Annotated in this window: 25 protein-coding genes; 10 read left to right on the forward strand and 15 right to left on the reverse strand. The window is 63.7% G+C overall.

The window, feature by feature from the left end; genetic code table 11:
* Positions 1–23: 23 nt before the first annotated feature.
* A complete protein-coding gene (locus tag FJ443_RS22765; RefSeq protein ID WP_140496428.1) occupies positions 24–1,169 on the forward strand; it encodes an alpha-hydroxy acid oxidase in 1,146 nt (381 codons plus the stop codon).
* A 191-nt stretch (positions 1,170–1,360) separates the two neighbouring features.
* Positions 1,361–1,906: an adenine phosphoribosyltransferase gene (locus FJ443_RS22770; RefSeq protein WP_140496033.1), complete on the forward strand. Its 546-nt coding sequence runs from the start codon at positions 1,361–1,363 to the stop codon at positions 1,904–1,906.
* Between the two features lie 45 nt (positions 1,907–1,951).
* Here FJ443_RS22770 and FJ443_RS22775 read toward each other — a convergent pair whose 3' ends face one another.
* The 4 genes from FJ443_RS22775 to FJ443_RS22790 all read right to left on the reverse strand — a co-directional run bounded on the left by FJ443_RS22775 (position 1,952) and on the right by FJ443_RS22790 (position 5,579).
* Positions 1,952–2,413, reverse strand: coding sequence for a MaoC family dehydratase (locus FJ443_RS22775; protein WP_140582151.1), 462 nt, complete (start codon positions 2,411–2,413; stop codon positions 1,952–1,954).
* Positions 2,410–2,880 (reverse strand): MaoC family dehydratase, encoded by a 471-nt coding sequence (locus tag FJ443_RS22780; RefSeq protein WP_140496031.1) that lies wholly within the window; start codon positions 2,878–2,880, stop codon positions 2,410–2,412. The genes FJ443_RS22775 and FJ443_RS22780 overlap by 4 nt, the downstream gene beginning before the upstream one ends.
* 122 nt (positions 2,881–3,002) lie before the next feature.
* On the reverse strand, positions 3,003–3,977 hold the full coding sequence (gene corA / locus FJ443_RS22785) for a magnesium/cobalt transporter CorA (RefSeq protein WP_140631822.1): 975 nt from the start codon (positions 3,975–3,977) through the stop codon (positions 3,003–3,005).
* A gap of 267 nt (positions 3,978–4,244) precedes the next feature.
* Entirely contained in the window at positions 4,245–5,579 is a 1,335-nt protein-coding gene (locus FJ443_RS22790; protein WP_140556094.1) for a solute carrier family 23 protein, read from the reverse strand.
* A gap of 135 nt (positions 5,580–5,714) precedes the next feature.
* Here FJ443_RS22790 and guaD point away from each other — a divergent pair, with 135 nt between their 5' ends.
* The gene (gene guaD, locus FJ443_RS22795) at positions 5,715–7,079 is read left to right on the forward strand and encodes a guanine deaminase (RefSeq protein WP_140666068.1); all 1,365 of its coding nucleotides are present in this window, start codon (positions 5,715–5,717) and stop codon (positions 7,077–7,079) included.
* A 25-nt stretch (positions 7,080–7,104) separates the two neighbouring features.
* Here guaD and FJ443_RS22800 read toward each other — a convergent pair whose 3' ends face one another.
* The 5 genes from FJ443_RS22800 to FJ443_RS22820 form a co-directional block, all read right to left on the reverse strand.
* Complete coding sequence (locus FJ443_RS22800) at positions 7,105–8,010, reverse strand: EamA family transporter (protein ID WP_140496426.1); 906 nt, start codon at positions 8,008–8,010, stop codon at positions 7,105–7,107.
* A gap of 142 nt (positions 8,011–8,152) precedes the next feature.
* Positions 8,153–9,256, reverse strand: coding sequence for a redox-regulated ATPase YchF (ychF, locus tag FJ443_RS22805; RefSeq protein WP_140666070.1), 1,104 nt, complete (start codon positions 9,254–9,256; stop codon positions 8,153–8,155).
* Between the two features lie 95 nt (positions 9,257–9,351).
* Positions 9,352–10,065, reverse strand: coding sequence for an aminoacyl-tRNA hydrolase (pth, locus tag FJ443_RS22810; RefSeq protein ID WP_140666072.1), 714 nt, complete (start codon positions 10,063–10,065; stop codon positions 9,352–9,354).
* Positions 10,066–10,088: 23 nt separating this feature from the next.
* On the reverse strand, positions 10,089–10,727 hold the full coding sequence (locus FJ443_RS22815; RefSeq protein ID WP_140496025.1) for a 50S ribosomal protein L25/general stress protein Ctc: 639 nt from the start codon (positions 10,725–10,727) through the stop codon (positions 10,089–10,091).
* Between the two features lie 379 nt (positions 10,728–11,106).
* Entirely contained in the window at positions 11,107–12,138 is a 1,032-nt protein-coding gene (locus FJ443_RS22820; RefSeq protein ID WP_140666074.1) for a class I SAM-dependent methyltransferase, read from the reverse strand.
* Between the two features lie 321 nt (positions 12,139–12,459).
* Here FJ443_RS22820 and FJ443_RS22825 point away from each other — a divergent pair, with 321 nt between their 5' ends.
* Positions 12,460–14,430, forward strand: coding sequence for an EAL domain-containing protein (locus FJ443_RS22825; RefSeq protein WP_140556205.1), 1,971 nt, complete (start codon positions 12,460–12,462; stop codon positions 14,428–14,430).
* Between the two features lie 184 nt (positions 14,431–14,614).
* Here the strand turns inward: FJ443_RS22825 and FJ443_RS31255 are convergent, their stop codons facing one another.
* Positions 14,615–14,761: a hypothetical protein gene (locus FJ443_RS31255; RefSeq protein ID WP_181168390.1), complete on the reverse strand. Its 147-nt coding sequence runs from the start codon at positions 14,759–14,761 to the stop codon at positions 14,615–14,617.
* Between the two features lie 97 nt (positions 14,762–14,858).
* Here FJ443_RS31255 and msuE point away from each other — a divergent pair, with 97 nt between their 5' ends.
* Genes msuE through FJ443_RS22850 form a run of 5 tightly spaced genes read left to right on the forward strand, consistent with a single transcriptional unit; the run spans position 14,859 to position 19,504 of the window.
* Positions 14,859–15,416 (forward strand): FMN reductase, encoded by a 558-nt coding sequence (msuE, locus tag FJ443_RS22830; protein WP_140556085.1) that lies wholly within the window; start codon positions 14,859–14,861, stop codon positions 15,414–15,416.
* A 34-nt stretch (positions 15,417–15,450) separates the two neighbouring features.
* On the forward strand, positions 15,451–16,809 hold the full coding sequence (locus FJ443_RS22835; RefSeq protein ID WP_140649715.1) for an LLM class flavin-dependent oxidoreductase: 1,359 nt from the start codon (positions 15,451–15,453) through the stop codon (positions 16,807–16,809).
* 24 nt (positions 16,810–16,833) lie between these two features.
* On the forward strand, positions 16,834–17,682 hold the full coding sequence (locus tag FJ443_RS22840; protein ID WP_140496422.1) for an ABC transporter permease: 849 nt from the start codon (positions 16,834–16,836) through the stop codon (positions 17,680–17,682).
* Between the two features lie 47 nt (positions 17,683–17,729).
* Positions 17,730–18,728, forward strand: coding sequence for an ABC transporter substrate-binding protein (locus tag FJ443_RS22845; protein WP_140666076.1), 999 nt, complete (start codon positions 17,730–17,732; stop codon positions 18,726–18,728).
* A 17-nt stretch (positions 18,729–18,745) separates the two neighbouring features.
* Positions 18,746–19,504: an ABC transporter ATP-binding protein gene (locus FJ443_RS22850; RefSeq protein WP_140666078.1), complete on the forward strand. Its 759-nt coding sequence runs from the start codon at positions 18,746–18,748 to the stop codon at positions 19,502–19,504.
* Positions 19,505–19,543: 39 nt separating this feature from the next.
* Here FJ443_RS22850 and FJ443_RS22855 read toward each other — a convergent pair whose 3' ends face one another.
* Positions 19,544–20,767, reverse strand: a complete 1,224-nt coding sequence (locus FJ443_RS22855) for an MFS transporter (protein WP_140666080.1) — start codon at positions 20,765–20,767, stop codon at positions 19,544–19,546.
* Positions 20,768–20,917: 150 nt separating this feature from the next.
* Here FJ443_RS22855 and FJ443_RS22860 point away from each other — a divergent pair, with 150 nt between their 5' ends.
* Entirely contained in the window at positions 20,918–21,787 is an 870-nt protein-coding gene (locus tag FJ443_RS22860) for a helix-turn-helix transcriptional regulator (RefSeq protein WP_140556082.1), read from the forward strand.
* 117 nt (positions 21,788–21,904) lie between these two features.
* Here FJ443_RS22860 and FJ443_RS22865 read toward each other — a convergent pair whose 3' ends face one another.
* The 4 genes from FJ443_RS22865 to pgeF form a co-directional block, all read right to left on the reverse strand.
* Positions 21,905–22,840, reverse strand: coding sequence for a ribose-phosphate pyrophosphokinase (locus FJ443_RS22865; RefSeq protein ID WP_140496017.1), 936 nt, complete (start codon positions 22,838–22,840; stop codon positions 21,905–21,907).
* A 239-nt stretch (positions 22,841–23,079) separates the two neighbouring features.
* The gene (locus FJ443_RS22870; RefSeq protein WP_140624150.1) at positions 23,080–23,709 is read right to left on the reverse strand and encodes a hypothetical protein; all 630 of its coding nucleotides are present in this window, start codon (positions 23,707–23,709) and stop codon (positions 23,080–23,082) included.
* A 43-nt stretch (positions 23,710–23,752) separates the two neighbouring features.
* A complete protein-coding gene (locus FJ443_RS22875) occupies positions 23,753–24,904 on the reverse strand; it encodes a Xaa-Pro peptidase family protein (RefSeq protein ID WP_140516886.1) in 1,152 nt (383 codons plus the stop codon).
* Positions 24,904–25,698, reverse strand: a complete 795-nt coding sequence (gene pgeF, locus FJ443_RS22880) for a peptidoglycan editing factor PgeF (RefSeq protein ID WP_140496014.1) — start codon at positions 25,696–25,698, stop codon at positions 24,904–24,906. The genes FJ443_RS22875 and pgeF overlap by 1 nt, the downstream gene beginning before the upstream one ends.
* Positions 25,699–25,728 lie beyond the last annotated feature (30 nt).

Here is a 25,728-nt window from a genome sequence, read left to right on the forward strand (position 1 = left end):
TATAGGGCGTTTGGGGTTCCATGATGCGGCTCAGCGACTGCCACAACTTCTCCGATTTCCGCCGCATGGCGCAGCGGCGGCTGCCGGGGCCGATCTTCAACTACATCGACGGCGCGGCGGACGACGAGGTCACCTATCGCCGCAACACCGAGAGCTTCGAAACCTGCGATCTCGTTCCCAACGTGCTGCGCGGGGTGAGCGAGGTCGACATGTCGGTGACCGTCATGGGCCAGAAGCTGGCGATGCCGTTCTACTGTTCGCCGACCGCTCTCCAGCGGCTGTTCCACCATCACGGCGAACGGGCGGTCGCCAGGGCCGCTGCAAAATACGGCACCATGTTCGGAGTTTCCTCGCTCGGCACGGTCAGCCTCGAGGAAGTCCGAAAAATCAGCAGCGGCCCGCAGGTCTATCAGTTCTACTTCCATCGCGATCGCGGCCTCAACCGGGCGATGATGCAGCGGGCGCGGGAGATCGGCGTCGAAGTGATGATGCTGACCGTCGACAGCATCACCGGGGGAAACCGCGAGCGCGACAAGCGCACCGGTTTTGCGATTCCCTTCAAGCTCAACCTGGCGGGAATGGCGCAGTTCGCGATGAAGCCTGCCTGGGCGATCAACTATTTCACGCATGAGGCGTTCAAGCTGCCGCAGCTGGACGAGCATATCGACATGGGCGGCGGCACGATGTCGATCAGCCGCTACTTCACCGAAATGCTCGATCCGTCGATGACGTGGGACGACGTCGCCGAGATGGTGAGGCTTTGGCCGGGACCGTTCTGCCTCAAGGGCGTCATGTCGGTGGAGGATGCCAGACGCGCCGTCGAGATCGGCTGCAAGGGCATCGTGCTGTCGAACCATGGCGGCCGGCAACTGGACGGTTCGCGCGCGGCTTTCGACCAGCTCGCCGAGATCGTCGATGCGGTCGGCGACCAGATCGACGTCATCATGGATGGCGGCGTGCAGCGCGGCACGCATGTGCTAAAGGCGCTGTCGCTCGGCGCCAAGGCCGTCGGCGTCGGACGCTACTATCTGTTTCCGCTGGCGGCGGCGGGCCAGCCTGGCGTCGAACGCGCACTCGAACAGATGCGCATCGAGATCGAACGCGGCATGAAGCTGATGGGGTGCAGCTCGATCGAACAGTTGACCCGCCAGAATTTGCGTTTTCGGTGATGGCCATTGCTTCGATGCGAAAGATCGCAGCGCCGGCAGAGGCAAGCCCTTGGACGTATGTGCTCCTTTCGCCGGATGCGCTTGTCTCGGCCGCCACATCGCGCTAGCCGTTGTCGGTCGCGCCGGGATAGGATTTGGCGCTGCGCCATTTCACGCCCTTCCGCCGAAACTGGACCACCCGGAGCCGCCTCATGAAACCTTCGCTCGAAGACACGCTGCTGGCGGCGATCCGCACCATCCCGGACTATCCCAAGCCCGGCATATTGTTCCGCGACATCACCACGCTGCTTGGCAACGCGCGCGCTTTCCGCCGCGCGATCGATGAGCTGGTGCATCCCTATGCCGGCGAGAAGATCGACAAGATCGCCGGCATCGAAGCGCGCGGCTTCATCCTCGGCGGCGCCGTCGCCCATCAGCTCTCCGCCGGCTTCGTGCCGATCCGCAAGAAAGGCAAGCTGCCTTATGAGACAGTGCGCGTCGCCTACAGCCTGGAATACGGGCTGGACGAGATGGAGATGCACAAGGACGGCGTGTCGCCGGGCGAGAAAGTGATCCTGGTCGACGATCTGATCGCCACCGGCGGCACGGCGGAAGCGGCGGTGAATCTCCTGCGCCAGATCGGCGCCGATATCCTTGCCGCCTGCTTCGTCATCGACCTGCCGGATCTCGGCGGCCGCGCCAAGCTGGAAGCGCTCGGCGTGCCGGTGCGGACGCTGATCGGGTTCGAGGGGCATTGAGAGAGCAGTTCCTCCTTCTCTCCCTGGGAGAAGGAAGAGGCGCCATTACTCCACCTTGACCAGCACGGCGCTTTCGAACTCCAGTACCTTGTCGCCGGTCGAATCGAAGGCTTCCGAGCGCAAGGTCAGCACCCGCCAGCCCGGACGTGAGGCGATCGGGCGGTGGGAAAGGGCGGTGCGGGTGAAGGTCACGGTCTGCCCGGCATAGACCGGCTTCAGCCATTTCAGGTTCTTGAAGCCGGGCGAGGGGCCAAATTCGGGCGTCGGGCCAGGGCCGCTCCACTCGGCGTCCATGCGGGTTTCGAGGTTGAGTTTCATCCAGGTGGCGGCGGTATGCCAGCCGGACGCACACAGCCCGCCCAGCACGCTCTTCTTCGCGGCATCCTCATCGATGTGGAAGACCTGGGGGTCGTATTTGCGGGCGAAGGCCTTGATCGCCTCGGCTTCGAACGTATGAGAGCCCAGCGTGACGGTGGTGCCGACGCGGAAGAATTCGTCGAGCATCATGCAAGGCTCCCCGCGGCATTGCGCGTGAGGAACATGACGGAATTCTCGAGCTCGAAGACGCTTTCGCCGCGTTGGTTGACCAGCTCGCTGCGCATGGTCACGAAGCCGAGCTGCGGCTTCGATTTCGAAGGACGCTTGGCCAGGACGACGAGGCTGCCCTTGAGCGTGTCGCCGGCCAGCACCGGCTTCTTCCATTTGACCTGATCGACGCCGGGCGCGCCCTGGCAGGTCGAGTCCAGCAGGAAGGCATCGCATAGCATGCGCATGAACATGGCGCAGGTATGCCAGCCCGAGGCCGAGAGGCCGCCCAGGATGCTTGCCTTGCCGGCCTCCTCGTCGAGATGCATCGGCTGGGCATCGAATTCGCTGGCGAACTCGATGATCTCGGCCGCGCTCACCTGTTTGGTGCCGAGGTCGAACGAGGCTCCTTCGACGAAGTCCTCATAGGCCCATGTCTTTCCAGTCATGGCGTGGAATCCGGTTGCCGAACGCGCGATCCACATGGATCGGCAACCCGGATGCAGGCCGGACGGCGTTTGGTCAAGCCCTTTCTGGTGAGCCAGCCGCGGGCGCCCGGCCGGCCGTTGCGTCATAACCAGCCGCGGCGGCGGAAATACCAGAAGGGCAGGATCGCCGACAGAACCATCATGGCGATTGCGAACGGATAGCCGAGCTCCCATTTGAGCTCGGGGATAACGTCGAAATTCATGCCGTAGATCGAGGCGACCAGCGTCGGCGGCAGAAAGATGACGGCGGCGACCGAGAAGATCTTGATGATGGCGTTCTGCTCGATCGAGATCATGCCGAGCGTGGCGTCGAGCAGGAAGGAGATCTTCTGCGACAGGAAGGTGGCGTGGTCGGCAAGAGAAAGCACGTCGCGCGACAAGGTCTTGATGCGGGCGCGGACGTCCTTGCTCATCTTGGCCTGGGTCGCGACATGGGCGAGGAAGCCGGCCAGCCGCTGCAAGGAGATCAGGCTGTCGCGCACGGAGGAAGCGATGTCCTCCTTGCGGCCGATGCCCTTCAAGAGTTCCTGGAAATCACGGTTGCGCTTCGACACCTTGGTCGATCGCGCCTCGAAAATGTCGCGCGAGATCGCTTCGACGTCGCGGCCGGCGCGCTCGAGGATGTCGGCGAGCCGGTCGACGATCGCTTCCAGCAGGCCGATCAGGATGGTGTCGCCGCTGGTGCAGCCGGTCGCCACCTTCTCGGCGCGCAAAGGGAAGGTCTTGAACGCTTTCGGTTCGTGATAGCGCACGGTGACCAGCCTATTGCCGGCGAGCGCGAAGGTGACCGGCGAGATCAGGGGATCGTCGACGTCGGTCTGGGCGGGCAAGGTGGCGGTCATGAAGTAGGCGCCGTCCTCGATATAGAGGCGGCTGGAAATCTCGATCTCCTCCATCTCCTCGCGGGTCGGAACGGCGATGCCGAGCCAATTCTCGATTGTTGCCTCTTCGTCCTTGGTCGGATTGAAGAGATCGGCCCAGACGACCTTGTCGCCATTGGCCAGGAGATCGTCCGTGAGACGCAGGCGATCATTGTCCACGACGAAAGCCTTGATCATCGCCAGATCTCCCTGCCGGAAAGCGCGTTCGGATTGCTGCGTCGTATCGGATCGCACTAGCCTTCGTGCGCCGAGCCTGTGCCCGCCGCTTAGACTTGCGGCATGACAAAATCAAGACAAGCCGGACTTGGGGCCGACACCAGGGGCGCTCAGAAAATTCGTCGAGCAGCCGGCAGCATGAAAGCTTCGACGGGTCGGGTCATCGACCGCGCTTCGGGCTTATCGTGGAGAGCTGGCCGGACCCGCGGGGGCCGGCCTGCGAATCCCCTATCGGGCGCTCGGCAGGATCTGGTGCAGCACGATGGCCCAGACGGCGCCAAAGGCGATGGACGAGCCCAGAATGTACTGCACGATATCGGGAAGCGTCTTGACGAAATCCGGCGGCGCAAGCGTAGCAAACAGGGCCATCAGGATCGGCAGGCCGACGACCAGCATGTTCCTTTCCGTCAGCGGCGTGCCGCGCACGACGCGGAACCCGTTCATGGCGATGACGACGCAGAGCACGCCGAACACGCCGCCGATGACCGGGCCCGGGATCGAGGCGATCACCGCCGACAGTTTGCCGATCAGTCCGAACAGGACCAGGAAGATGCCTGCCGCGGCGAAAGCGGCGCGGCTGGCGATGCCGGTGATGGCGATGATGCCGGCATTCGACGAATAGCCGGTGACCGGCGTGCTGCAAAGCAGTGCGCTGACCAGGCAGCCGAGGCCTTCGCCGGTGGCGCCCCTGTCGAGCTGTTCATTCGACAGCGGCTTGTCGATAACGGCGCCGACCGCGAACCAGGTGCCGGTGGTTTCGGCGAGGACCACGATATAGACGATGAGCATCGTGAGCGTCGCCGAGAGCGAGAACGTCACGTCGAGGTTGAGGAAGGCGACGCGCGGCATCGAAAACCAGGTCGCCTCGGAGACCGCTCCCATGTTGAGTTGGCTCATGGAGGCGGCGGCCACGCAGCCGGCCACAAGTGCGATGATTACGGAGAGCAGGCGCAGCCAGGCGCCCTTTGCGCCGAGCGCCATGCCGGTCAGCATACAGCCGACGAGCACCGCCGCCGCAACAAAGGCAAGGATGATATTGCCGCCGACGGTGGCAGTGCCGTGGACCGCGAACACGCTTTCGCGGAGTGCGACCGGCATCAGCGCGATGCCGACGACGATGATGATGGCGCCGCCGACGATGGGCGGGACAAAGCGGTCTACCAAGCGATGGAAGATTCCCGTGGGCGAACCGAGCAGCATGACCAGTATGGCGCCGGGAATGAGCGCTCCGATCACCGCGGAAAGACCGGCAATGCCGCCGCCGGCGCCGAAGGCGATAGCCAGCACCGCGCCGATCGGCACAAAGGACGGCCCCTGCACCACCGGCAGGCGCATCAGAAGCTGCGACTGGATCAGGGTGGCGATGCCCGCCGCGACGAAAGCCGACTGGATGAAGGCGCCGGCATCGCCCGCGCTGAAGGCCAGGACCGATGCGATGATGAACGGCACGATGTAAACATCCATCGCCAGCACGTGCTGGAGGCCGAGCAGGGCGGCCTTGCCCAGTGGCAGCGGATCGTCCGGCTGAGCAATCAAAGTGATTTCCGGTGCAGTGCGTTCCATGATGTCCCCTCTGGAATTTCCCGGCCGATCATGGGATCAGTCGGCGCCAAAGGACAGCGGCGCAAAGGTTTGCCAACTGTTTTCTTGCGCGCCATGCAATAACGGCCACACGCGCCAGCGCAACCGGAGCGATCCATGACAAGAGAGGCCTTCACGCTGCTTGGCACCGCCTTCCACACGCCGGAGCGCGGCCGGCTGGAGGTGCTGAAGGACCATCTGTTCAGCATCGATGCACAGGGACGGATCGCGGAGATTGTCGCACCCGGCCATCCCGAATACGCGGCGAGGAAGAGCGATGCCCGCCAGGCGGGCAGCCTAGTGGAGCTCGGCGAAGGCCAGTTCCTGCTGCCCGGCCTGATCGACCTGCACATCCACGCGCCGCAATGGCCGCAAATGGGCAAGGCACTGGACGTGCCGCTCGAGGTCTGGCTGCAAAAATATACGTTTCCGCTCGAGGCGCGCTATGCCGACACCGGCTACGCCCGCGAGGTCTATGCCGACCTGGTCGACAATCTTCTCGCCAACGGCACCACCACGGCGCTCTATTTTGCCACCGTCCATGTCGAGGCCAGCTTGGCGCTTGCCGAGATATGCCTCGAAAAGGGCCAGCGCGCTTTGGTCGGCAAGGTGGCGATGGACGATCCCGAGCAGTGCCCGTCTTTCTATCGCGATGCCGACGCGGCAAGCGCCATTTCCGACACCAGACGCTTCATCGAGGCGGTCAGATCGTTGGATACCGGCGAAAGACCGCTGGTCCGGCCGGTGATCACGCCGCGCTTCATCCCCAGCTGCACGGATGCGGCGCTGCAAGGCCTGGGCGAACTCGCTTCCGAGTTCGGCTGCCACGTGCAGACACATTGCTCAGAGAGCGATTGGGCGAAAGAATTCGTCGAGACGCGCTTCGGCCGCACCGACGCGGTTAGCCTGGACGATTTCGGCCTGCTGACGCGCCGCACCATTCTGGCGCATTCAAACTTCATCGACGGGCAGGATATGGACCTCATCAAGGGGAAGGGGGCTGGCGTCGCGCATTGCCCGCTGTCCAATTTCTATTTCGCCAATGCGGTGTTTCCGCTGCGCGACGCGCTGGACCGGCACATGCATGTCGGGCTCGGGACGGACATTTCCGGCGGCTACAGCCCGTCGCTCTTCGACGGCTGCCGGCATGCGCTGTCAGCCTCGAGGACGCTGCAGAGCGGTGTCCATCCCGGCATGGACGCAGCGCAGCGCGGCGCGCCCGGCGCGCCGATCACGCATCAGGAGGCGTTCTGGCTGGCCACCGCCGGCGGTGCCGAAGCGCTCGACCTGCCGACGGGCAGCTTTCGCGTCGGCCATGAATTCGATGCGCTGCTGATCGACACGACGGCGAAGGCCTCGAACATTCATGTCAGCATGGCGGACGACACGCTCGACGATGTCTTCCAGAAGATCGTGCTCAACGCGGCACGCGCCAACATCGCCGCTGTCTGGGTGAGTGGACGGGCGGTGGTGGGGCAGTAGCCACGTCGCAGTCTCAGATCGGGCCCTATGCGCGCGATGGTTCCTCGGTAAGAGGTTGTTTTTGCGCCTTCAGCAACACGTCCTTGGCGGCGATCACCGCGCCGACCGTGATCAGGACGCAAGCGAGCGCAACAGACCAGTGGAAGAGGCCGAACCCGGCCAGCAGCAGCACGATCACCGAGAACAGCGGCGCGGCATAGGAAAGCGCGCCCAGGATCATGATGTCTCCACGCTTGCAGCCATGGTCCCATGCGTAGAAGCCGGCGCCGAGCGGTATCACGCCTAGAATGACGATAGCGCTCCATTGCGTCATTGTCTGCGGCCAGACAGTGATCTCGAGCGCGAGATGGAGAGTGAAGGCCACGGCCGCGGTGACCAGGCAGTACACCGCCACCACATCGGTCGGCACCTGGCCGAAACGGCGCGACAGGACGGAATAACCGGACCAGACGAAGGCGCAGAACAGGGCAATGACGTGGCCCGGCTTCACGCCGTCGGCAAGCCCCACGCTGCCGCCTTTGGTGATGACGACGATGGCACCCGCCAGGCCGAGCATCACACCGGCTATGTGGTGAGACCTCAGCCGCTCTCCCGGCAGGAAAGCGGCGAAGACGACGATCAGCAATGGCCAGAGATAAGCAATCAGGCTCACCTCGACGGGCGGGGCGGACTGGATGGCGAAAAAGTACGCGCAGTGATAGATGCACAGCCCTGCCGTGCCGATTGCCCAGACCTGCCATGGCTGCCGTAGCGACTTGAGCGCCGACGGGCGGACAATCCAGCTGGCCGCCCCGACTGAGCCTCCCAGCAGAAACGTCATTGCCGCCAATTGAAAGGGCGGGATCGGCCCTGCGGCGGTCGACAGCAGCGCGAGGAACGACCAGGTCAGAATGGCCGAGAAGCCGATCAGGGTCGGGATGGTCCTTTTCATATGGTCCCCTTCCGCGTTCACTGAGCCAATAGCGGAAGGCCTAGCGAGGGCAGCCCGTGCACGGCCTTACCCTGTCGGGAATGCGACCCGGCTTGGTCTGTTCACAGTCCGGCCTGTGGTCCCTGCGGAGATGACCGAAGGATCACGTGTTGAACTTGAACAGCATGATGTCGCCGTCCTGGACGACATACTCCTTGCCTTCGTCGCGCGCCTTGCCGGCTTCCTTGGCCGCTACTTCGCCGCCCAGCGTGACGAAATCATTGTAGGCGATGGTCTGGGCCCGGATGAAGCCGCGCTCGAAATCGGTGTGGATGACGCCGGCCGCCTGTGGCGCCTTGGCGCCCTTGTGCACAGTCCAGGCGCGCGTCTCCTTCGGCCCGACGGTGAAATAGGTGATGAGCTGCAACAATTCGTAGCCGGCGCGGATCACCTTGTTCAGGCCGGGCTCGTCGAGGCCGAGCGAGGACAGGAATTCCATCTCTTCCTCGTCGGAGAGCTGCGCAACCTCGGCTTCGATCGCGGCCGAGATGACGACGGTGCGGGCGCCCTGAGCGGCGGCCATCTTCTCCACGGCCCTGGTGTGCTCGTTGCCGGTGGCAGCGTCCGCCTCGGCGACGTTGCAGACGTAGAGCACGGGATGCGAGGTCAGAAGGTTCAAGCCCTGCAGGATGCGCAGGTCTTCCGCCGAGATGCCGTCGAGCAGGATGCGGGTCGGCTTGCCGGCCTGCAGAAGCTCAAGCGCTGCCTCCATCATCGGCAGCACGGTCAAGGCTTCCTTGTCCTTGCCGGACGCGCGCTTGCGGAATTGCGCGATGCGGCGTTCGAGGCTCTCGAGGTCGGCGAGCATCAGTTCGGTCTCGACCGTCTCGGCGTCGGCGACCGGGTCGATGCGGCCCTCGACATGGGTGATGTCGTCATCCTCGAAGCAGCGCAGCACATGCACGATGGCATCGACCTCGCGGATGTTGGCGAGGAACTGGTTGCCCAGGCCTTCGCCCTTCGAGGCGCCGCGCACCAGGCCGGCGATGTCGACAAAGGAGATGCGGGTTGGGATGATCTCCTTCGACTTGCCGATCGCGGCGATCTTCTGCAGGCGCGGATCGGGCACCGCCACCTCGCCGGTGTTCGGTTCGATGGTGCAGAACGGGTAGTTGGCGGCCTGCGCGGCGGCCGTCCTCGTCAGCGCGTTGAAAAGCGTCGACTTGCCGACATTGGGCAAGCCAACGATGCCGCATTTGAAACCCATTTTGTCCGGTCCTATCGGGAATTTGAGATTTGGTGAGGGCTATGGGCGATAGGGGTGATGAACGTCAAGCCCTGTAACGCCGTATGGACCCGAGCTCAGTCCTTGTTGCCGAACAGCTTCTTCAGCATGGCGGCCATCGGGCCGCTCTCCGGCAGCTTGGCGGGCGCCTGTTGCGGCCGTGCCTGGCGGATGTGGCTTTGCTGCTTGGGCGCCGGCTTTTCCGGTTCCACGCCGGCCTTGCCCTGAACGGCGAGGGCGGCCTTGTTCATGAAGCCGGATTCGTCGCCCTTGACGATCATCGCCGCGTTGTCGGCGACCGCGTCGAGCAGCGGGTCCAGCCAGTCGCGGTCGGTCTTGCCGAAATCGCCGAGTACATGATGCTGCACCATCTCCTTGACGCCGGGATGGCCGACACCGATGCGCACACGCCGATACGCGTTGCCGACATGGCCGTCGATCGAGCGGATGCCGTTGTGGCCGCCGGCGCCGCCGCCGGTCTTGATGCGCAGCTTACCTTCGGCAAGGTCGATCTCGTCGTAGAAGACGGTCAGCGCCCCGGGGCCGAGCTTGTAGAAGCGCAGCGCTTCGCCGACCGACTGGCCGGACAGGTTCATGAAGGTCTGCGGCTTGATCAGGATGATCTTTTCACCGCCGAGCGTGCCCTCGGCGATCGATCCCTGGAATTTCTTAGACCAGGGCGAAAAGGAGTGGCGGCGGGCGATCGCGTCCACCGCCATGAAGCCGACATTGTGCCGGTTGGCGGCATATTTCGCGCCCGGATTGCCGAGGCCTGCAAAGACAAGCGGCATCGTCAGCTCCGGGCGTGAAAAAGTTACTTCTCTTCGGCGGCGGGAGCCGCCTCAGGTGCAGCCTCGACCGTCTCTTCCGTCTCCGGCTTCATCGCCGACGAACCGGCGACGGTCGCGATGGTGAAGTCGCGGTCGGAGATGACGGGCTTGACGCCGGCCGGCAGCTTGACCGACGAGATATGGATCGAATCGCCAATGTCGGCGCCGGTGAGATCGACGGTAATGAATTCCGGGATCGCATTGGCCGGGCAGTGGAACTCGACCTCGTGACGCACGATGTTGAGCACGCCGCCGCGCTTGATGCCGGGCGACTTGTCCTCGTTGATGAAGTGGACAGGCACGTCGACATTGACCTCGGTGTCCTTGCCGATGCGCAGGAAGTCGACATGGACAGGGAAATCCTTGACCGGGTCGAGCTGGAAGTCCTTCGGCAGGACCTGGATCTTCTTGCCGTCGACATCGATCGTGGCGATCGTGGTCAGGAACCCGCCGCCGTGGATCTTGTAGTAGATGTCCTTGTAGGTGAGAGCGATGGCCAGGGGAGGCTGCTTGTCACCGTAGATTACTGCAGGCACTTTACCGTTGCGGCGAACTGCACGGGCGGACCCCTTACCGACCTGTTCGCGCGCTTCGGCCTTGAGCTCGTAAGTATCGTGGCTCATGGCACTTCCTTTCGCGTTGTTCTGGAGCGTTTGCGGTTGGCAATGGGCCTGGACCGTAAACGTCGAAAGCCGCCGGGTGAGGCGGCCTTCCGCCGCGTTGCCTCCAAGGGTGTCTACGCGGGTGGCGGCTCTATAGCGGAAGGCGGCCGGAGGTGCAAGCCAAAGGCAGTCATCCAAAGGCAACGGTCCGGGGCGGGACGACTCGCCCGGCCGAAAGCGCTCGAGGCCTCACGCCGGCGCCGGTCCACGGTTGTCACTGGAGCGGTTCAGCGTCGACAGGATCGCCGACCCGCTCCAGTTCTTTGTCTTAGGCAATTGCCCGGGAAGGCGCTACGCACTTTCTCCGGGAAAACCGCTGCACATTTTTCCTGGAATTGCCCTATCCGCGCTTTTCGATGACGCCATACAGCACGTTGCGGTTTTCGCCAAAGAACACCTGCGCCTCGACGGTGTTGCGGTCGACGCTGGCATTGATGATGTTCCACATGTCGGCCTCGGAGCGCAGCAGCAACACCCAGTCCATGAACGTTTCCCTATAGCCGGCGTCGGGATTGCCCTCGGCGTAGTTGGCAAAAAGGAACCTGCCGTTCGGCTTGAGCATCTGCAGGCAAGTCTTCGTGAGTTTCACGGCGACGTTGTGCTGGAGGTAGTCGTAAAGGCCGGAGGCGTAGATGAGATCGAACTTGCCCAGCTTGTGGCCCCTGGTGAGCACGGTCCGCACCGAGCCGTCGATGGCCTCGACCGCGGTGCCCTGGAAGTCTCGCGCGATCAATCCAACGCTCTGGGGATCCTGATCGAGCGCAACCCAACGCTTGAGGCGGCCCTCAGCCAAGGCGGTCGAACGATTGGCCTCGCGCAAATGACCGGCGGCGATCGCCAGGACCTCGGCTTGCGGTCCGCTCTTGTCCGCCGTCTCGTCGACATACCGGGTCAAGAGATCGCGCCGTTCCCGCGCCGCCACGCAGGACGGTACGTCCTTGGTATGGCTGTAGAGTGCCTTCCCTGTGTCCGAGGCGCTCGCCACGCTTTCGGCCACGTGCGGATCACAATAGATGTAGTCAAGCAACTGCGCGTCGCCGGAATAGCCCCTGGGCTTGGTGAATGACCACCGGGTGAGCGGGTCCTGGAGAAAGTAGTCAAGGATCGGATGGTTCTGCGCTACCGGGATCAACGACTGCCAAACGTCGGGGTGAACCTTGGCCCGCAGGGCGTTGAGATAGGACAGCAGGCGACGAACGATCTCGGCAGGGTCTTTCTCTTCCTCGACCTGCTGGTGTGTCGCGTGGAGAATGAGCGCGAGTTCCGCGCGGGCGGTTTCGAACGCCTCGCCGTGATGCTCGGGCTTTCTTGGAAAACTGCCGGCAATCATCTCGGCAGTAATCAGGCTTTTGCCATCAAAGACACTTTGCACTCGAGCACTCCATAGTTAACAGTCAGTTAACTTATTGCGTACAATGCTCGATTTGCCAATGTCGTCCCGAACGCATTTTAACGGTATGCTTAATTTCCCGCCAACCATGTTCGCGCGTTAAAACCCACCGCATTGGATTCACGGCCTGAATTAACCGAAATTTGTTTCGCGCCGTTGCATTGTCGTGCGAGGTGCGCAGTCGCCGTCGCGTCCAAGGAGTTGGCCCGCGTGGGGGCAGAAGCCAAAAAAGAACTTGGAACGCAAAATCCCCTTCAACCAGGATTTGTCGAGAGCGAACGCGTGTCATCCAGACTGGCCGACATGGCGCATGTAGAGCCGTACGAAGCCCGCTACGAGCCGGGGCCCGACGAGCTCCGCGTCCTTTACCGAAGGGAAGCCCAGGCGAAGCGAAGACTGGAAGCCCGGCCTGGGCTTTGGATCGCCGTGGCCATCTATCTCCTGTTTTCGGCAACGGATCTGCTGCTGATCCCGGACGTGGCGGCCTATACGATCATGGCGCGCTTCGCCGTCGGCGTGACCGCGCTGTTGATCCTGGAGGCGCAACTTCGCCGGGGAGTGGCCACGGAATGGCTCGACGTGACTTGCGCCGGGGCCATCATTTTCGGCTATATCGGCTGGTTGTTCCCGGCCTTTATGAGCGCGGACAAGGAAAGCGTCGCCTACTATATGGTATTCGGCACCATCTTTATGATGAGTGCAAATCTATTCTTCACATTCAGTTTCAATCTATCGATCGTGACATCAACCATCATCATGTGTGTCTTGTATGCCGTGAATTACTTTGTGCCCGCCACGGTAACATACAAGATGGTATTTGGCGCCTTCTACGTTTCATGTTTCACATTCACGTCCTATGTGAACTGGAAGCTGAACGAGGAGCGTTACAACGTCTTCCTGAACGCGCTGGAAGCCAAAATCCAGCACAAGGAAGCCACCGAACGCGGCAAGGCCCTGCTGCGGCTGTCGCGGACCGATCCGCTTACGGGTCTGGAGAATCGACGGGCGATCGATGAAAAGCTCAGGGACTACTGGGGGGAGTGGCAAAGGGTCGGTACCAGTTTCGTGGCGATGCTCATCGACGTGGACTTCTTCAAGAAGTTCAATGACTGCTACGGCCACCAGGAAGGCGACCGTTGCCTTATCCATGTCGCCAATGCCCTCCGGGATATGATCAGGGAATACAATGGCTCGATCGGCCGCTACGGCGGTGAAGAATTCATCGTCCTGGCCCGCATGGAGAACAAGGATCAGATCATAGATATCGCGGAAGCCATTTGCCGCACCGTCGAGAACCTGGCGCTTACCCACGAATTGCGGCGCGACGGTATCTCGGTTGTGACGGTAAGCGTTGGCGCTGCATTCACCAGGACGCAGACCGGTGCCAAGCTGGAGAAGATCATCCACGAGGCCGATCGCGCACTCTATCTCGCAAAGGCAGGCGGTCGAAACTGTGCCCGGCTGTTCGACCCAACCGATCCCCAGAGCAGCGACGAGAGCGAGAACATTGCGGCTTTGCTGAAGATCGCGATCGGCCAGGATCTCGTTTCACTCGTTTATCAACCTATCCAGGATGTCGCGACGGACCGGGTGGAAGCGGTGGAGGCCCTGATGCGCCTCAAAATGCTGGACGGCACATCGGTTCCGCCGAGCCTGTTCATTCCCGTAGCGGAGCGAACCGGCGCCATCCTGGAACTCGGGCGCTGGGCCATCAGGACTGTTTGCGCCGAGCTCCTGGCGCACGATCATGTGCGCGTGGTCAGCGTCAACGTCTCTCCGATCCAGCTCAAGACGCCCGGCTTCGCGGCGTCGGTCGCGACCATCCTGGGCGAGACCGGCGTCACCGGCAACAGGCTGGCCTTCGAGATCACCGAGGGGCTGGAGATGGAGATGCATTCGGACATTCTTCGCTGCATCAGCGACCTGAAGCTGCTGGGGATCAAGATCTGGCTTGATGATTTCGGCACCGGCTTCGCTGGCCTCTCGTGGCTTCGCCTGATCGATTTCGATACGGTGAAGATCGACCGCTCCTTCCTTCACGACTGCGCCACCCCGAACGGCAAGGCAATGCTCCAGGACATTGTCGCCCTGGTCCGAAACCGCGGCCACAAAATCCTGGTCGAAGGGGTGGAAACGGACGAGCAGATGGCTCTCATGCGCGAATTCGGCATCGACAAGGTCCAGGGTTTTCATGTCGGCCGTCCCGCTCCGGCCGGGAGTTTCCAGGTTAAACGGACCGTCAAGCGCCCATTCACCGTGCTGAAATCCGCCTGATCAGTCTTGGCTCAGGTCCCGCCGACCCGCACGGCGGGTCGTCGATTTGATCCTCGCCCCGCACAATTCACCGTCGGAACGGCTGCCAGGCGCGGGTGTGGCCAACGATCGCTCGTCAACGCCGCGCACAGCGGCTGGATCTCTCGGTTCAGGCATCGAGTTCGGCCAGCGTCCGGTCGGGGTCTCATTCGAGCGTTGCAGTGGACGGGCAGCTTGCGGCGGCGGTCGGGTCGACCTGGATCTGTCGCTCGTCGGCCTGGCGTCCGAGAATGGCGACGCCCTTGGCCGGAACCGCGCATCTGCCGAACCACTGAAGGGCGCTGCGGCGCAAACTCAATCTCCCTATTCCGCCAGTTTTGAAATCTTCTCGCTCATTTAATTCTATAAAATCGGTAGTCTTAATGAATAAGGACCGCGAGGAGAGCCCGATGACGAACAAGCTGGTGGTGGGAATATCCGGCAACCTGACCCGCCCATCGAAGACCAAGGCCTTTATCAGCCACATCGCCGGCGAGACGGCGAACCGCATCGGGGCGACCTCGGCTATATACGACATTGAAAATCTCGGTCCGTCGTTGCCGGCGGCTCGGCGCCTCGGCGATCTCGATCCTGCGGCCCGCGCCATCATCGAACAACTGGTCGGCGCCGACGTGCTGGTCGCGGGGTCGCCGACCTTCAAAGGCAGCTATACCGGGCTCTTCAAGCATCTGTTCGATCTGCTCGATCCGTCGTCGTTGCGCGGGAAACCGGTCATCCTTGCCGCGACGGGCGGCGGCGAACGCCACTCGCTGATCGTCGAACATCAGCTGCGGCCGCTGTTCGGTTTTTTCGAGGCGCTGACCGTGCCGACCGCAATCTACGCATCGGACAAGGATTTCGCCGACGGCGTCCTGGTGTCGGAGGCCATCCATGCCCGCGCCCGGCAGGCGGTTGCCGAGGTTTCCCGCGTCGTCGGGACGGCACGCAGCGTCGGCCTCGCCGCCTGAACTCCAAATGGTTTTCGAACAAAGGGACCCAGCCATGACCATCAAATCAAGACAGATCAAGCTCGGCGCCTTTCTACCCGGTGGCGGCCAGCATGTCGCCGCCTGGCGCCATCCCGACGCTCCGGCCGACGGCGCGACCAATTTCGAGTTTCACAAGCAGCTCGCGCTGACCGCCGAACGGGGCCTGTTCGATGCCTATTTCCTCGCCGACAACCTGACGGTCGGGCTTGGCGCCCGCGAAGGCGGCAACGCCAAGATCGCGGGTTTCGAACCAGTGACGTTGTTTGCGGCGCTGGCGCCGCTGACGACGCATCTCGGATTCATCGCCACGGCCTCGACCACCTATGAGGAGCCCTACACGCTTGCCCGTAAATTCGCCTCGCTCGACCTCTTGTCGAATGGCCGGGCCGGCTGGAACGTCGTCACCTCGGCGGGCGACGACACGGCGCGCAACTTCAACCGCGACATCCAGCCCAACCATGCCGAGCGCTACGCACGAGCGCATGAGCATGTCGAGACGGTCAAGGCGCTGTGGGACAGCTGGGAGGACGACGCCTTTATCCGCGACAAGAAAACGGGCCGCTTCTACGACAAGGACAAGCTTCACGACATCGACCACAAGGGTGAGCATTTCAGTGTCAAAGGGCCGCTCAACGTGCCCCGCCCGGTGCAGGGCCACCCCGTGGTCGTGCAGGCGGGCCAGTCCGAGGATGGGCGCAAGCTCGCGGCCGCCTCGGCCGAGGTCATCTTCACCGCGCATCAGAACCTTGCCTCCGCGCAGGAATTCTATCGCGACATCAAGGCCCGCGTGGCGGCGGCCGGCCGCGATCCCGAACAGGTGCTGATCATGCCGGGCGTGGCGCCCTTTGTCGGCCGCACCGAAGAAGAGGCGCGAGCCAAGTATCAGCAATTGAACGACCTGATCCTGCCCGAGGACGGCGTCGCGCTGCTCAACGGACTTGCCGGGCAGACGCTCGATCTCAGGGGCTATCCGCTCGACGGACCGCTGCCGCCGAGCCGCGAAACCGAAGGCATGAAGAGCCGCCAGGCGCTGATCCGCCAGATCGCCGACGAGCACAACTTCTCCATCCGCCAGCTCTATCAATGGGTCGCGACCGCACGAGGCCACTACACCGTGATCGGCAGCGCCATTCAGGTCGCCGACCAGCTGGAGGAATGGTTCAGCAACGAAGCCGCCGACGGGTTCAACATCCTGCCGCCATGGCTGCCCGGCGCGCTAGACGATTTCGTCGACCTGGTGGTCCCCGAATTACAGCGGCGCGGCCTGTTTCGTACCGCTTACGAGGGCAGGACGCTGCGCGAGAATCTTGGCCTCAAGCGGCCGCAGAACCCCTGGACGGTTGCCCGTTCGACCGTGCTCGCCGCCGAATGATGCGTTGAAGCGAAAGGCATGACGATGACTTTGCAGCACATTGAACGGCCGACCGGCATCGGCGCGCATGAAAACGGCAACGGGCTCGGCGCCGATATTCTGAGCCTGGCTGGCCGAACCCTCACGCGTCTGCTGTCGCGCTATGGCGTGCTTTTGGGGTTCCTGGCGCTCTGGCAGGCGGCGGCGAGTGGCGGCTGGGTCAATGCCGCGGTATTGCCGCCGATCGACATGATCGTCGTAGCGCTCTGGAAGGGCCTCGCCGGGGGCAGCCTGCTCGGCGACATCGCCATCAGCCTGCAGCGCGCCGGCCTCGCCTTCGCCGCGGCGGCTACGGTCGCCATCCCGCTCGGCCTCGTCATGGGTCAGACCCGCAGCGTCGAGACGGCGCTCGATCCGATCCTGCAACTGTTCCGGCAGACCTCGGCCCTGGCGCTCTATCCCGTCTTCATCCTGCTTCTGGGGCTAGGCGAAGCCTCCAAAGTGTTCGTCATCTTCTGGGCAACGCTGTTTCCGCTGCTGCTCAACACGATCAGCGGCGTCAAGGAGGTCGATCCGAAGCTGCTCGAAATGGCGCGCGTCTACGGCGCCCGGCGGCTGACCATATTCCGGCGCGTCGTGCTGCCGGGCGCCGTGCCTTCGATCTTCGTCGGGTTGAGGCTCGGCGCGACCACCGCGCTGCTGCTGCTGATTGCCTCGGAAATGATCGGCGCCAACAAAGGCATCGGCTTCCAGGTGATGAACGCGCAGTACAATTTCCAGATCCCGCTGATGTTCGCGTCGATCGTCATCCTGGCCGCGCTCGGCCTGATCGCGAACCAGGTGCTGGTCAGCCTGCAGCGGCGGCTTTGCCGCTGGAGCAGTTCCGCCGGCTGAACAGCCGCCCCCATCATCGTCATTTTTGAAAAGTGAAAGGCCGGATCATGACCATCACACGCCGCTCGCTGCTTCTGCGCGCCCCTCTTGCCGCCGGCATCATCGCCGTCGGGCTACCATCGATCGCGCGCTCGCAGGCCGCTTCCGTCAAGATACGCTATCTCGCCAGCCGCGGCAGCATCTCGCCGCATGAGCTTGCCGACCAACTCGGCTACTTCAAGGGCCTCGGCATCGAGCTCGAGAATGTCGGCTATGCCGGCGGCGGCCCGGAATCGCTGTTTGCGCTCGCCTCCGGCAGCGTCGACCTGGGTTCGGCCGCCACGCCGGCCGTGATCAACTCGATCGCCGGCGGCAACGACTTCGTCGCCGCCTATCCGAGCAACGGCATCAACAGCCAGGTCAAAAGCGTCTTCTATGTGCTGGAGGACAGCCCGATCAGGTCGATCGCGGACATCGCCGGCAAGACGATCTCCGTCAACACGCTCGGCGCCCATCTCGACTACGCGGTGCGTGAGGCGCTGCACAGCGTCGGCCTGCCGCCGGACGCCGCGAAGCTCGTCGTGGTGCCGGGGCCGCAACTCGAGCAGACGTTGCGCTCGCATCAGGTCGATGTCGCCGGGCTCGGCTACTGGCAGGCGACTTTCGCGGGCGCCCTGGTGGCCAATGGCGGTGTGCGCGGCGTGTTCAACGACGCCGACGTGCTGGGCGAGATCGCGGGCGGCTTCATCGTGCTGCGGCGGGATTTCATCGCCGCCAATCGCGACGCCGCCAAGAACTTCGTCGAACAGTCCGCGCGTGCGGCCGACTGGTCGCGGCAGAATCCCGACGAGGCCCGCGAGGTGCTGGCCGAAATCCTCGACAAACGCGGCGAGAACGGCGAACTGGCGCGCTACTGGACGGGCTTCGGCCTGCGCGAAAAGGCGGTGGCGACCGACCGCGACATCGACTTCTGGGTGGCCGTGCTCGAGCGCGACGGCCGCCTGCCGAGAGGCAAACTCAAGGCTGCCGACATCCTCTACCGGCCAGGCGAAAGCAAGACCAATTGAGCAAGGAGGCACCCAGCATGGCCACAGCACGCGGCGAGGTCACGATCCGCGACCTGTCGAAGTCCTTTGCGCTCGGCGGGCGCTCGCTCGCCGTGCTGCGTTCGCTCAATCTCGACATCCGCTCCGGCGAGTGCCTGGTCATTGTCGGCGCCAGCGGATCGGGCAAGACGACATTGCTGCGCATCCTTGCCGGGTTGGAAACCGCCGACGAAGGCGCCGTTGCGATCGACGGCAAGCAAATAAAAGGCGTCGGCGCGGAGCGGGCGGTGATCTTCCAGGAACCGCGCTTGCTGCCCTGGCTGAGCGTGCTTGGCAATGTCGCCTTCGGCCTCGAAGTTCGCAGCGTGCCCAAGGCGCAGGCCGAGCAGAGGGCGCGCTTCTACATAGCGCTGGTCGGTCTTGCCGAGTTCAGCGATGCCTACCCGCGGCAGCTTTCGGGCGGCATGGCGCAACGCGTCGGCATTGCCCGGGCGTTGACGGTGCAGCCCGAGATCCTGCTGCTCGACGAGCCGCTCGGCGCCCTCGACGCCATGACCAAGATCTCCATGCAGGAGGAACTGGCGCGTATCTGGAGCGAGGAAAACGTCACCATGGTCATGGTCACCCACGATCTGGAGGAGGCGATCTATCTCGCCGACAGAGTGCTGATCCTGCCCAAGGAGAAGGGCGGCGCGGCGCGGCTGATCACCGTCGACCTGCCGCGCCCCCGTGATCGCAGCGAAAGCCGCTTCGTGCGCCACCGTGAGGAGTTGCTGCGCGAATTCGGCTTGCACTGAGGCCTCGACGCGCGCGCACGTGTCGAGGCTCTTTCCAGGCTAGGCCTTCCGCGCTTCCTTCATGTTGGGCAGGAACACCGTCAGCAGGCCCAGGAACGGCAAATACGAGCAGATCTGGAAGACGAAGTCGATGCCCTTCATGTCGGCCACGATGCCGAGCACGGCCGCCGCTATGCCGCCGACGCCGAAGGCGAAGCCGAAGAAGATGCCGGCGATCATGCCGACGCGGCCCGGCACCAGTTCCTGCGCGAAGACGACGATGTTGGAGAAGGCCGACGACAGGATCAGGCCGATCAGCACCGTCAGCACCATCGTCCATTCCATGTTCGCGTAGGGCAGCGCCAGCGTGAAGGGCAGCACGCCGACGATGGAGAACCAGATCATCGCCTTCTGTCCGTAGCGGTCGCCGAAGGGACCGCCGAGCAGGATGCCCAGCGCCGAGGCGCCGAGGAACAGGAACAGCATGACCTGCGACATCTGCACCGAAACGCCGAACTTATGGATGGCGTAGAAGGTGTAGTAGCTGGATAGGCTGGCGATGTAGGCGTTCTTGGTCAGCACCAGCAGCGTCAGCACGGCCAGGGCCCCCATCACCTTGCGGCGCGGGAAGGGCGAGACGAAACTGGACGTCTTGCGGTTCGCCTGCGTGGCGCGCAAGCGGCTGTACCAGCCGCCGACCTGCCACAACACGACGATGCCGATCAGCGAGCCGACGGCGAACCATGAAATGCTGGTCTGGCCGAAAGGCACGACGATGAATGCCGCCAGCAGCGGTCCCATGGACTGGCCGAAATTGCCGCCGACCTGGAACAGCGACTGCGCCAGGCCGAAGCGGCCGCCTGAGGCGAAGCGGGCGATGCGCGAGGATTCCGGATGGAAGATCGCCGAGCCGATGCCGATCAGCGAAGCGCCGATCAGGAGCAGCGTGTAGTGGCCGGCATAGGCAAGCACGATCAGGCCGATCAGCGAAGAGGCCATGCCGTAGGGCAGGGAATAGGGCATTGGCCGCTTGTCTGTGATCATGCCGATCACCGGCTGCAGCAGCGACGCGGTCACCTGGAAGGTGAAGGTGAGAAGGCCGATCTGCCAGAAATCGAGGCCGTAATTCTCCTTCAACAGGGGATAGATGGCCGATAGCAGCGACTGCATGATGTCGTTGATGCAATGGCAAAAACTCACCGCCAGGATGACGGTGAAGGCCGTCGCCTGGGCTGAAGCATGGCTGGCGGTCGCGGGAGGGGCGACGGCTGTCGTATCGGTCAAGGCAGCTCCGTAGTCTTTTTGGCGGGCATACCCGCGGGCAAGCTGGCGGACGCTCCTGCGGCCGCCTTGGGAACGGATGGCTTATAGGCCGCTTGCGGGACGACTTCTTTCGTGGTTTGGTCCAATAGTTTCGCAAGTGGGCCATAGCTTATGCCGCACGGCAGGGAAATTTTTCACGCTGGTAGTGCCGACCTCGAGCAGTTGCACGAGCGTCGCTGGCTATGGCTGGAGCAAGTGGCCGGGCCGGCGGTGGCGTTGCCGACCGAATATCCCGACGGCTACCATGTGCCGCGGCACCGCCACAGCCGCAGCCAGTTGCTGCATGCGCTGGTCGGCGTCGTGCTGGTGACGACGCGGCACGGGCGCTGGATGGTGCCGCCCGATCACGCCATGTGGATCCCCGCGGGCACCGAGCATTCCGTCGAGATGCTGGGCGATGTCTCGATGCGCTCGGTCTATGTCATGCCGGGAGCGATCCCCGGACTGCCGGAAGGCTTGCGCGTCGTCGGCGTCACCGACCTGATGCACAGCCTGATCGTTGAATCGGAAAAACTGCCGCAAGGCGGCGTGCTGGAAGGGCGTGGCGGGCTGATCATGAATCTCCTGCTGCACGAAATTCCGACTTTGCCGGAGCGGCCGCTTGGCCTGCCGTTCCCCTCCGATCCCAGGCTGGCGGCGCTGTGCCGGCGTTTCGTGGCGGCACCGTCGCCGCGCGCGACGATCGACGAGTGGGCGGACGCCGCCGGCATGAGCCGACGCTCCTTCACGCGCGCCTTTCATCGCCAGACCGGACTGTCGCTGTCGACATGGCGCCAGCAAGCATGCCTGTTCGCGGCGCTGCCGAGGCTCGCCGATGGGGAGCCGATCACCCGGGTGGCGCTCGATCTCGGCTATGACAGCGTGCCGGCCTTCATCACCATGTTCAAGCGCATGCTGGGCGCCTCGCCGCGCGGCTATATGCGCGGTGCGCGAGATGCCGGCGAAAACCCGCGGCGCATAGGCGGTCCGATCGCCGCTTGAGGCATGCCGATGGCATCAAGCTGATGCGCCAACCTTCGGTCTAAGGTCCATTTGCAGGAGCACTGATTGCACGTTGTAATCGGTTTTGCTGCGCTACGCGCCCGCCCGGATCGACAATTAGTCGAACAGGCTCGACACCGATTCCTCGGTTGCCGTGCGCGAGATGGCTTCGCCCATCAGGTCGGCGATCGAGATGACGCGGATATTGGGGGCGTCGAGCACGCCCTGGGTCGGCTGGATGGAATCGGTGATCACCAGTTCCTGCAGCTTGGAGCCACTGATGCGGGTGACCGCGCCGCCCGACAGCACACCATGAGTGATATAGGCGGTGACGCTGGTGGCGCCGTTGGCCAGCAGCGCATCGGCGGCGTTGCACAGCGTGCCGCCGGAATCGACGATGTCGTCGATCAGCAGGCAGTCCTTGCCGGCGACCGCGCCGATGATGTTCATGACTTCCGATTCGCCGGGACGCTCGCGGCGTTTGTCGACGATGGCGAGCTGTGCGTCGAAGCGCTTGGCCAGCGCGCGTGCACGCACCACGCCACCAATGTCGGGCGACACCACGACGACGTTGCCGAGCTGCTTGTATTTCGCTTTCACATCGCGGGCCATGACCGGCACCGAGAACAGATTGTCGGTCGGAATATCGAAGAAGCCCTGGATCTGGCCGGCGTGGAGGTCGAGCGTGAGCACGCGGTCGACCCCGGCGCGGGTGATCATGTTGGCGACCAGCTTGGCCGAGATCGGCGTGCGGCCGGAGGCGCGGCGGTCCTGCCTGGCATAGCCGAAATAGGGGATCACCGCCGTGATGCGCTTGGCCGACGAGCGCATGAAGGCGTCGATCATGATGAGCAGTTCCATCAGGTGATCGTTGGTCGGAAAGGAAGTCGACTGCAGGATGAAGACATCCTCGCCGCGCACGTTTTCCTGGATCTCGACGAAGATTTCCTGGTCGGCGAAGCGCCTGACGCTGGCCTTGCCCAGCGGGATGTTGAGATAGCGGGCGACCGCCTCGGCCAGCACCCTGTTGGAATTGCCCGCGAAGAGTTTCATGCACCGTTCCTGGTGGAGGATGGAGAGCCCCAACAGACTCGCCTACGCCCTTTAACCGGGCTTTTAGCGGCCCGCGCGGCTATTGCAAGCACCGTGATTGGAAATCCGCCGGCTAATCCTGGGAAATGTTCGCGCCATCGCGTATGGGCAACACCGGGCAGCGGGTCCGGCGCCGCTGCTCCTTCCCTTTGTTCGAGCATCGGTTTTCCCCGCGGCCGTTTCCATTCGGGTCCGATAGTCTAGCCCGCCTTGCCGCCGAGCCATGCCGCGAACTGGTCGATGGTCTGGTCGGCGATCGCCTGCATGGTGGCTGGCGCCACCGCTTTCCAACTGTCGCCGCCCGCGCTGGCGCCGGAATTGGCCGAAGCCGCCTTCTGCTGGCCGTTGATGCGATGCAGGCGGTTGCCCGAGGGATCGTAGACGTCCCACACATAGATGACGGTGGTGTCCTTGCCTTCGGAGATCACCGAGAAATAGCCTTTGAGCACATGGGTCGCGGTCTGGTCGGCGCTGCCGGCCAGCGTGATGCCGCGCTGCCTAGCGCGCGTCTGCAACTCCGCCGTCAGCGGCGTCGCCGCTTCCACCGAAGCGCCGACGATCGGCGCGATCTGCAGGCGCGTCCTGGCAAGGATTGCGGCGGTCTGTGCGGGCGTGGCTGACGTCGTGGTCGTTGCTGGAGCGCCCGCCGTGGTCGTGGCAGGGCCAGCGGGCGCCGGGGTGGCGGCGCTGCCCTGGGCTGCCGGCGTGGCCGGCGCCGCGGCCGTGGGCGGGGTGATGGCGGAGGGTTCGAGGACGTCTTTTGCGTTGGTGCAGGCGGCGAGCGCCAGGACCACGAGCAATGACACGGTCGTCAGCTGCGATCGTCTCATTTGCCTTCTAACTCCTTGGCGAAGAACGCCTCCCATCGTGGATTCACTGTACGATCAAGTCGAGATCATGGCGGGAAAGCGGCTTCGGCTGTGATTCGGTCGTGAGATAGGTGCGGCCAAGCGTCATCGCCGTCTCGGTTTCGGAATCCATGATGATCATGTGGGCGAACAACGTCATGTTCGGCGCGATCGGCTCGGGATTGCCCTGGTAGAACATCGGCATGTCCATCCAGGACGGGGTGAAGCGGGCGCCGACCGAGTAGCCGCAGGCATTCAGCCGATGCTTGGTCAGTCCACGCGCCTCCATGACACGGGCATGCGCGTCGAACACGTCGCCGAAACTGTTGCCCGGCGTCATCGCCTTCTCGACCGCCAGCAGCGCGGCACGGGCCGCGTCGAACAAGTCCTGGTGACGCTTCGAGGCCTTGCCGGTCAGCACCGTGCGCATCATCGGCGCATGATAGTGATGAAAGACTCCCGCCCATTCGAGCGTCAACTGGTCGTTCTTGGTGAGCTTGCGGCGACCGGCCTTGTAGCGGCACAGCAGCGCGTCGACGCCGGAGCCGATGATGAATTCGTTGGCCGGATAGTCGCCGCCACCGGCAAAGATCGCGCCTTGCATGGCGGCAAGGATCAGCGCCTCGTCACCGCCCTGCTTGATCAGCGGCAAGGCCGCATCCAGCGCGTCGTCGGCCAGGTTCGCCGCCTTCTCGGCCTTGGCGATCTCGGCCGGGCTCTTGAACAGGCGCAGCCGACCGACGATGCCGGATGCATCGGCGATCTGGCCGAAGGTCTGCAGCTGCTCGTCGAGGCGGCGGCCATTATAGGCGGTCAGCCCATGAGTGTCGTATTCGACCCCGATGCGGGCGCCGAGCAGGTCGAGCTCGTTCAGCAGATTGCGCAGGTCGACGGCCGGATTGGCGCCATCGCGATCGGTCCACAGCACGATGTTGTCGATGATCGAGGTGTGGCGCGCCTGACGCAGGTCGGCCGAGCGGGTCAGCAACACCATGGACCCGTCGGCTTTCACCACCAGGCACTGGAAGAAGCAGAAACCGAACGTGTCGTAGCCGGTCAGCCAATACATGCTTTCCTGCGCGAAGAGCAGGATGGCGTCGAGCTTCTTCTCGGCCATCTCGATCACCAGCCGGTCGCGGCGCGCGTCGAATTCGGATCGTTCAAAATGCAGCGCCATTATTCACTCTCCAAAACGATTGCCGATATCTGCCGGCCGTAATCGGGTTCCTTGCGGTGCGTCGTGCGCCGGTAGGAGTAAAACAGATCTTCCTCGGCATAGGTGCAGCGGCCGAGACCTTGCGCGGTCACACCCGCCCTGTCGAGCCGGTCCACCGTGTAGCGGTTGAGGTCGAACATCGAATGACCGGGATTCGCCGAAGGCGCGAAATATCTGTCATTTTCGCCATCGGCCTCGACGAAGCGGGCGACGAATTCAGGCCCGACCTCGTAGTTTTCCGGGCCGATCGAGGGGCCGAGCACGGCGACGATGTTTTCACGCCTGGCGCCGAGACTTTCCATGGCGGCAATGGTGTTCTCGAGCACCCCCGTGAAGGCGCCTTTCCAGCCGGCATGCGCCGCGCCGATGATACGCGCCGCGGCATCCGCGAACAGCACAGGGCCGCAATCGGCGGTCGAGGCGCCGATGGCGATGCCCGGCCGGTCGGTGACGATGGCGTCGGCCTTGGGACGCTCGCCTGCAAAGGGTCCCCTGGCGACGACGACATCAGGCGAATGGATTTGCCAGGCGGTCAGGAGATGGTCCGCCGGCACGCCCATCCAGGCGGCGACACGGCGGCGGTTCTCGGCGACCAGCGCCTGGTCGTCATCCGAGCCGGTGCCGATGTTGAGGCCCTGATAGATGCCGGTCGAGACGCCGCCGACGCGGGTGAAATAACCGTGGCGGATGCCTTGTGCCTGCGCCAGGTCCAGCAGCGGCGACCGCACGGGATCCAGTTTGGTCTGATTCAGCATGTGGGCGTTGTTGTCCGTGTGGGCGGTTTC

The organism is Mesorhizobium sp. B2-6-1, from assembly GCF_006440475.1.
GTDB lineage: Bacteria > Pseudomonadota > Alphaproteobacteria > Rhizobiales > Rhizobiaceae > Mesorhizobium.

Excerpts from the sequence above, each read along its gene's own strand:
- FJ443_RS22815 (WP_140496025.1), bottom strand. The coding sequence starts at position 10,727 with ATGAGCCACGATACTTACGAGCTCAAGGCCGAAGCGCGCGAACAGGTC.
- FJ443_RS22835 (WP_140649715.1), top strand. The coding sequence starts at position 15,451 with ATGACCATCAAATCAAGACAGATCAAGCTCGGCGCCTTTCTACCCGGT.
- FJ443_RS22770 (WP_140496033.1), top strand. The coding sequence starts at position 1,361 with ATGAAACCTTCGCTCGAAGACACGCTGCTGGCGGCGATCCGCACCATC.
- pgeF (WP_140496014.1), bottom strand. The coding sequence starts at position 25,698 with ATGCTGAATCAGACCAAACTGGATCCCGTGCGGTCGCCGCTGCTGGAC.
- FJ443_RS22765 (WP_140496428.1), top strand. The coding sequence starts at position 24 with ATGCGGCTCAGCGACTGCCACAACTTCTCCGATTTCCGCCGCATGGCG.
- FJ443_RS22800 (WP_140496426.1), bottom strand. The coding sequence starts at position 8,010 with ATGAAAAGGACCATCCCGACCCTGATCGGCTTCTCGGCCATTCTGACC.
- msuE (WP_140556085.1), top strand. The coding sequence starts at position 14,859 with ATGACGAACAAGCTGGTGGTGGGAATATCCGGCAACCTGACCCGCCCA.
- FJ443_RS22870 (WP_140624150.1), bottom strand. The coding sequence starts at position 23,709 with ATGAGACGATCGCAGCTGACGACCGTGTCATTGCTCGTGGTCCTGGCG.
- FJ443_RS22825 (WP_140556205.1), top strand. The coding sequence starts at position 12,460 with ATGGCGCATGTAGAGCCGTACGAAGCCCGCTACGAGCCGGGGCCCGAC.
- corA (WP_140631822.1), bottom strand. The coding sequence starts at position 3,977 with ATGATCAAGGCTTTCGTCGTGGACAATGATCGCCTGCGTCTCACGGAC.
- FJ443_RS22875 (WP_140516886.1), bottom strand. The coding sequence starts at position 24,904 with ATGGCGCTGCATTTTGAACGATCCGAATTCGACGCGCGCCGCGACCGG.
- FJ443_RS22865 (WP_140496017.1), bottom strand. The coding sequence starts at position 22,840 with ATGAAACTCTTCGCGGGCAATTCCAACAGGGTGCTGGCCGAGGCGGTC.
- FJ443_RS22840 (WP_140496422.1), top strand. The coding sequence starts at position 16,834 with ATGACTTTGCAGCACATTGAACGGCCGACCGGCATCGGCGCGCATGAA.
- ychF (WP_140666070.1), bottom strand. The coding sequence starts at position 9,256 with ATGGGTTTCAAATGCGGCATCGTTGGCTTGCCCAATGTCGGCAAGTCG.
- FJ443_RS22850 (WP_140666078.1), top strand. The coding sequence starts at position 18,746 with ATGGCCACAGCACGCGGCGAGGTCACGATCCGCGACCTGTCGAAGTCC.
- FJ443_RS22780 (WP_140496031.1), bottom strand. The coding sequence starts at position 2,880 with ATGACTGGAAAGACATGGGCCTATGAGGACTTCGTCGAAGGAGCCTCG.
- FJ443_RS22845 (WP_140666076.1), top strand. The coding sequence starts at position 17,730 with ATGACCATCACACGCCGCTCGCTGCTTCTGCGCGCCCCTCTTGCCGCC.
- guaD (WP_140666068.1), top strand. The coding sequence starts at position 5,715 with ATGACAAGAGAGGCCTTCACGCTGCTTGGCACCGCCTTCCACACGCCG.
- pth (WP_140666072.1), bottom strand. The coding sequence starts at position 10,065 with ATGCCGCTTGTCTTTGCAGGCCTCGGCAATCCGGGCGCGAAATATGCC.
- FJ443_RS22775 (WP_140582151.1), bottom strand. The coding sequence starts at position 2,413 with ATGATGCTCGACGAATTCTTCCGCGTCGGCACCACCGTCACGCTGGGC.
- FJ443_RS22790 (WP_140556094.1), bottom strand. The coding sequence starts at position 5,579 with ATGGAACGCACTGCACCGGAAATCACTTTGATTGCTCAGCCGGACGAT.
- FJ443_RS22860 (WP_140556082.1), top strand. The coding sequence starts at position 20,918 with ATGCCGCACGGCAGGGAAATTTTTCACGCTGGTAGTGCCGACCTCGAG.